General features: G+C 34.6%; 8 protein-coding genes and 1 pseudogene. 6 read left to right on the plus strand and 3 right to left on the minus strand.

Annotated elements, in window-relative coordinates; all coding sequences use genetic code 11:
* Nucleotides 1–226: 226 nt before the first annotated feature.
* Nucleotides 227–406 (minus strand): annotated as a pseudogene (locus COD92_RS27350) (tyrosine-type recombinase/integrase); the annotation flags it as partial.
* 75 nt (nucleotides 407–481) lie between these two features.
* On the opposite strand from COD92_RS27350, the gene COD92_RS27355 reads away from it, so the two are divergent.
* On the plus strand, nucleotides 482–1048 hold the full coding sequence (locus COD92_RS27355; protein WP_098532695.1) for a CBO0543 family protein: 567 nt from the start codon (nucleotides 482–484) through the stop codon (nucleotides 1046–1048).
* Nucleotides 1049–1215: 167 nt separating this feature from the next.
* Here the strand turns inward: COD92_RS27355 and COD92_RS27360 are convergent, their stop codons facing one another.
* Together COD92_RS27360 and COD92_RS32330 are read right to left on the minus strand one after the other, a co-directional pair.
* Complete coding sequence (locus COD92_RS27360) at nucleotides 1216–1551, minus strand: L,D-transpeptidase (protein ID WP_098532697.1); 336 nt, start codon at nucleotides 1549–1551, stop codon at nucleotides 1216–1218.
* Between the two features lie 314 nt (nucleotides 1552–1865).
* Nucleotides 1866–2033, minus strand: coding sequence for a hypothetical protein (locus COD92_RS32330; RefSeq protein ID WP_176541427.1), 168 nt, complete (start codon nucleotides 2031–2033; stop codon nucleotides 1866–1868).
* A 103-nt stretch (nucleotides 2034–2136) separates the two neighbouring features.
* On the opposite strand from COD92_RS32330, the gene COD92_RS32335 reads away from it, so the two are divergent.
* The 5 genes from COD92_RS32335 to COD92_RS27380 all read left to right on the plus strand — a co-directional run bounded on the left by COD92_RS32335 (nucleotide 2137) and on the right by COD92_RS27380 (nucleotide 4987).
* Complete coding sequence (locus COD92_RS32335) at nucleotides 2137–2274, plus strand: hypothetical protein (protein ID WP_176541428.1); 138 nt, start codon at nucleotides 2137–2139, stop codon at nucleotides 2272–2274.
* A gap of 400 nt (nucleotides 2275–2674) precedes the next feature.
* Nucleotides 2675–3052, plus strand: a complete 378-nt coding sequence (locus COD92_RS27365) for a MerR family transcriptional regulator (protein ID WP_255286833.1) — start codon at nucleotides 2675–2677, stop codon at nucleotides 3050–3052.
* 210 nt (nucleotides 3053–3262) lie between these two features.
* Nucleotides 3263–4396, plus strand: a complete 1134-nt coding sequence (locus COD92_RS27370) for an NADH-dependent flavin oxidoreductase (protein WP_098532699.1) — start codon at nucleotides 3263–3265, stop codon at nucleotides 4394–4396.
* Nucleotides 4393–4569, plus strand: coding sequence for an SDR family NAD(P)-dependent oxidoreductase (locus COD92_RS27375; RefSeq protein ID WP_141561150.1), 177 nt, complete (start codon nucleotides 4393–4395; stop codon nucleotides 4567–4569). Before COD92_RS27370 ends, COD92_RS27375 begins: the two co-directional genes overlap by 4 nt.
* 163 nt (nucleotides 4570–4732) lie before the next feature.
* A complete protein-coding gene (locus COD92_RS27380; protein WP_098532701.1) occupies nucleotides 4733–4987 on the plus strand; it encodes an aspartyl-phosphate phosphatase Spo0E family protein in 255 nt (84 codons plus the stop codon).
* Nucleotides 4988–5482: the final 495 nt, after the last annotated feature.

Genomic DNA, 5482 nt, shown 5'->3' on the forward strand with positions numbered 1-5482 from the left:
TTTCTCGACCGCTTCAATAAAGAATTTTCATATTAATAAAAAAGGAATAAACCGGGGGAAACGGGTTTATTCCTTTTTTAATTCAGGAGCGTGTAGGTATTGTTTCCTAAGTAGTGAATTACCTAACCTGATGAGTTAAAGATTGTGAGGAATTGTACTTAAAGTAACTGGGTGCGAGGATAAAAAAGCAATTCTTTTTAGGGGCATTACTATAATACATTTTCTTTTAAAAAAACTTCCAATAAAGTTCTTGCCGTAAACTCCTACTTAACTGTGCATATATCCTAGTAGTTTCACTTTTCTCATGTCCTAATAAGCTCTGTATGACTTCAAGAGGTGCACCATTATTCAACAAATGGGTGGCATAGCTATGCCGCAGCTGGTGAGGGTGAATTGTTTTATTGATGCTAGGCAGTATAGTTGAAGAAGCTAGGGGAAAAACTAGCAGAAACTAAAAGTGAAGTTGAAAAAGGTGGATTTGATGACTTACCAAGAAGGATTGGGTCAAATAGATAAAGCAACTCAAAAAATTACTGAAGCTAATCAGTTAATTATTGACTCAATTATGAACGCTTTTTTATTTACGTGGCAATGGTGGATCGCTTTAGTAATGTTAGTTGTACCTTGGATTATCTGGGTGATTTTCCGTGAACGTGAGAGTTCAGCTCGTATATTTTCCGCTGGTTTATTAGTGATGGTTTTAACCGAAATCCTTGATACGGTTGGTGTTAGTTTTGGAAAGTGGGCTTACCCAGTGAAAGTTATACCTGTAGCCACGCTAAACTTCTCATTTCGACTTTCTCTTTTACCTGTGTTAGTAATGCTGTTGTTGCAATGGAAGCCTCGCATTAATCCATATATTAAAGCAATTTTTTTTGGTGGATTTGGTGCATATGTGGGTCTGCCAACCTTGGCTATTATAGATTTATACAAGAAAATTGATTGGACTTTTACATATTCGTTCTTTATTTTAACTTTACTGTATTTACTCGCTCACTGGTTTAGTCGAATAGATACTTTTAAAAATATTGAAAACGTTAATCGTTAGGTTTCTTGGTTAAACTAACAGGGGCATATTTATAAAAAAGCTGCCTATTGCGGCTCTTTTTGTTGTTCCACTATTGCGCAGTTATTTAACAAAAAAGATGAAAATCCATCTCTTTTGATGTCGCACTTGATAGTAACTACTTAAGTAAAAGAGCGAGAATTATAGATTCATTTATGAATAAAAACCCTAGTACCAATTGGAGCTAAAGATGATAATTCTAGAACATCATGATTAAACATTCTAATACACCCATGCGAGACATTCTTACCTATAGAAGATGGATTATTTGTTCCATGTATACCGTAATGAGGTCTTGACAATCCCATCCAAAGGACTCCAAATGGTCTACCAGGATTAGGATCCTTGTTGATAATCGTGTATGCTCCTGTAGGTGTTGGTGATAATATTTTTCCAACAGCAATTGGGTAAGTTTTTAAAAGCCTGTTACGATCAAAAAGTTTTAGTTGGTGTTTTGATGTTGATACATCAATCCATTTTGCCATGAAGATCAACTCCTTTTTATGAACATGGTTTGAAGTAAATGCAGACATATGTTAATTAACAAGAATTGTCTAGAGGAGCCTACTTTCCTTTATTAATAATTACACTATAGTCATATGTCCGTTGGGTTAGAAATGAGCATCTCTTAAATAAAAATGGGCATTACTTTAGCCAATAAAATCTAGTTCCTATTGTAGAAATTACTTATCAGGTATAACCAATAAGTACGCAAGATGGACTTACAACTGCGGCCTTGATGCACCTAATCTCACTTCTGTCCAATTATCTTAAGACCTAGTAAAAACAGAGACTGAAATTATTCAGTCTCTGTTTTCTTATCATCTATATAGCTGTCTCTCTCTCTTTTAAAATTTATTTGGCGTTTAATTGCCTGTTTTTCCTCCTCAAGACGCCTTTTTAATGTATCAAATTGGTTTTTGGAAAGCATTACCGTGCTGAACAACGAAGATTCATCGGCTGCCATCGATCTAGCTTTTTTTATATTGTTTAACTTGAGGACATAAAATCTTCGTTACTGCTGCATACTATTTTTATCAAATTATTTTAATGAATTGAGGTTTTTGAAAATGGATGAAATGAGAACTACTAACCAAGTAGAAGAAGTAAATAAACACCTTAAAGAGATTCCCAAGGAAGTTGAAGAAAGAAGCATTGAAAATCAGCCTCAAACTGGTAAAAACGAGAAAGCCATCGAGCCGTTTTAAACACATAAGACCTGTAGGAAAGCCTCAGGTCTGATCTGGCGTGGAGAACAATAAAAGCAGAGTATGGGAAATTTCCCATACTCTGCTTTTTATTTTATGGAATTGTGTTGAAAATAAGAAATGTGCGGAGGCTTGACATCCAGCAAATTTTTCCCAACCTATGAAACAGAGGCGCTTATAACTGTCTTTCCGAATAGCTTAACAACCTTGGTTTCGCTAGTCGTTTGCTTTGATTGAACGCATCCTACAATGAAACAAGTAATAAAAAAATTGCACCTCAAAACGGGCAGAGAAATTAAAAATTTTTGACTTAGAGTAAACTCTAAGTATTACTCTTTCTTAGTATCACAAATTAAAAAAGAAATAAGACATAGACATATCAGATTTAATGGAGGCGGTTATGTTGACATATTCTATTGGAAAATTTTCTAAAATCGTTGGGTTAAGCGAACATACATTGAGGTTTTATGAAAAAGAAGGGTTAATAAAAGTAAACAGAGACGATAACAATGTCAGAATCTACACCGATGAAAATAAATTATGGATTGAATCACTGCTCCACCTAAAAAATACGGGGATGTCTCTAAAAGATATGAAGCAATTTGCAATGTGGGGGCATGTTGGGGATGAAACAATGGAAGCTAGGTTAACCCTACTTAAAAATCATCGAAAAAAAGTAGTGGAAGACTTTGAGAAGCTTCGTCAAAGTTTAGAGCATCTGGATAATAAAATTAATTTTTATGAAAATGAATTAGGAGACTGTTTCTCTACAAATTAAGCTACCAGTCGTTTTTTCTATTTGCGATTTTTTGATAAATCTCATACAGACCTATTTCGAAATCATATTTTTATAGAAAAAAATACAAATGATAAAACACTTGCTTTAAAGTGCACTCTAAGGATTAATCTATTCTTGCACCAGTAAAACACATGAAGGGTTAATAAACCTTTACAAAATAATAATAAACAAATAGAAAGAGGTTAAAAAATGAACACAAAATATAGCAACTTATTTGAATCACTTACATTTAAAAATGGGATCACCATTAAAAATAGAGTCGTTATGGCGCCGATGACAACTTGGAGCAGCAATGATGATTACACAATTTCAGATGAAGAAGTGAAATATTATAAAAAAAGAGTCAACGGAGCAGGACTTGTAATAACCGGCTGTACGCATGTGCAACCAAACGGTATAGGTTTTACACATGAATTCGCCGCTTATGATGATAAATTTACTCCAAGTCTACGAAAATTAGCGGATGCGGCGAGAAGTGGTGGAGCTCCTGCATTACTTCAAATTTTCCATGCAGGGAACAAAGCACTTCCATCTTTAACTCCAGGTGGTGAGGTGGTTAGTTCCAGTGCTGTAGAGACTGAAGCTACTGGATTTGCTCCTTCAGTATTACCTAGAGAACTTTCACATGATGAAATAATGGAAGTGATTCATGCGTTTGGAGAAACAACAAGACGAGCCATTGAAGCTGGTTTTGATGGAGTTGAAGTTCATGGTGCACATGGATTTTTACTTCAAAACTTCTTCTCTCCTTTCTTCAATAGACGTGAGGATGAATGGGGTGGATCTCTAGAAAATCGCTTGCGTTTCCCATTGGCAGTCGTTCAGGAAATGAAAAATGTGATTAAGAAGCATGTAACAAAGCCGTTTATTTTAGGATACAGAATATCTCCTGACGAACATCAAGAAGGCGGTTTGAGAATGAAGGATACCTGCGAATTAATTAATCGTCTTATTGAAGCAGATATTGATTATGTACATGCTTCATTGACTGATACCTTTTCCTCAAAGCCAGTCGATAGTCAAGATGAAAAAACATATCTTGAATTAATTGTTGGACATGTAAACGGCAGAGTTCCTGTAATGGCTGCAGGTTCTATGGTCACGGCTGATGATGTTGCAACAGCATTAGGTAAGGGTCTATCCTTAGCAGCGGTTGGTCATGGATTAATCATGAATCCAGACTGGGTGGAAAAGGTCCAGAATGGAAAAGAAGCTGAAATTGAGACATCCATTAAGACTTCAAAACTAAGCGACCTGGAGCTTCCAGAAAAACTTTGGGGCATAATTCAAACTTCAGGTCCATGGTTTAAGATCGAAGAATAGCGGCTCGTCGCGAGGACCTATTAAAGAAATTAAAAGAAGATATTCAAATTAAGGGCGGGCAAGCTATTTATAAAGTGACGAATGTTGCCTCAAATGAACAAATGGAAGGGTTAGCTGAGGATGCTCTTAAAGAGTTTGGAAAAATTGATGTAATGGTCGCTCTTTTTCTTTAACTTAAATATTACGGATAACGTCTGTTTTTGTCTATTTTTATCTTGTTTTATCGAAACTATTTATCTCAGGTGGGATAATGTTATAATTTTGCTTGTGTCTAGTTACCTCATAAGATTTTCAGATATACACAGTTATATTAATTTTTCGAGGTGTGAGTCTATTATGATACCAGCAGATTTGGAAGTTGCAATAAGCAAGAAAAGGGAAGAGATGATTAAGATAGGAATGGACAAAGGATTGTTATGTAATGAAACAATCAAATGTAGCCAAGAACTTGATAAGCTTCTTAACGATTATAATTGTGTATTAATTGAAACTAAACGGTCCAATCCTATAGATGTATATCAAGAATTTTTAATATTTCTACAAAAAACAATTTATATGTCTTTACGAGGTTACATTATCAATTTTTTCTAACCTGCAACGTGAAAATTATTAATTTTTCATTTTGGTATAGAGTGGCTAAGACTGTCACTCTTGTTTATAATTATTCCAATAAAACATTTCTCAATTAAGATATGCTTAATGCGTAGTTAAATATGGGGGGTGCTTTAATTGTACAAATGTCAATTCATAAATGCCAACACCCTAGAATTAAGAATTAGATTATCAAGACAATGGAATTATCCTAAGCATGATTGACCAAGTAGAAGAGGATAACGGGGAAAGTACTTTATACTGGATAGTAAAATTGTGAAAATTCATGAGTTGCAAAAATGGTTGTGTTTATGTCTTCTTGCAAATACTTTTAAAATATGTTAAAATTCATAAGAATTATTTTTGATCGGTGTAAAGGATGGTATAAGATTAACTTTTCGTCTTGATGATCACTGAGTGCAAGGATAGTAACACATTGTGTGCAAAGCACACAGCAGGAGGAAACACAATGGAGCAAGGTAAAGTAAAATGGTT

Source organism: Bacillus sp. AFS037270 (assembly GCF_002585305.1).

What these genes read in the sequence shown, in the direction of transcription:
- COD92_RS27355 (WP_098532695.1), top strand. Translation starts at nt 482, where the DNA reads ATGACTTACCAAGAAGGATTGGGTCAAATAGATAAAGCAACTCAAAAA.
- COD92_RS27360 (WP_098532697.1), bottom strand. Translation starts at nt 1,551, where the DNA reads ATGGCAAAATGGATTGATGTATCAACATCAAAACACCAACTAAAACTT.
- COD92_RS32330 (WP_176541427.1), bottom strand. Translation starts at nt 2,033, where the DNA reads ATGGCAGCCGATGAATCTTCGTTGTTCAGCACGGTAATGCTTTCCAAA.
- COD92_RS32335 (WP_176541428.1), top strand. Translation starts at nt 2,137, where the DNA reads ATGGATGAAATGAGAACTACTAACCAAGTAGAAGAAGTAAATAAACAC.
- COD92_RS27365 (WP_255286833.1), top strand. Translation starts at nt 2,675, where the DNA reads ATGTTGACATATTCTATTGGAAAATTTTCTAAAATCGTTGGGTTAAGC.
- COD92_RS27370 (WP_098532699.1), top strand. Translation starts at nt 3,263, where the DNA reads ATGAACACAAAATATAGCAACTTATTTGAATCACTTACATTTAAAAAT.
- COD92_RS27380 (WP_098532701.1), top strand. Translation starts at nt 4,733, where the DNA reads ATGATACCAGCAGATTTGGAAGTTGCAATAAGCAAGAAAAGGGAAGAG.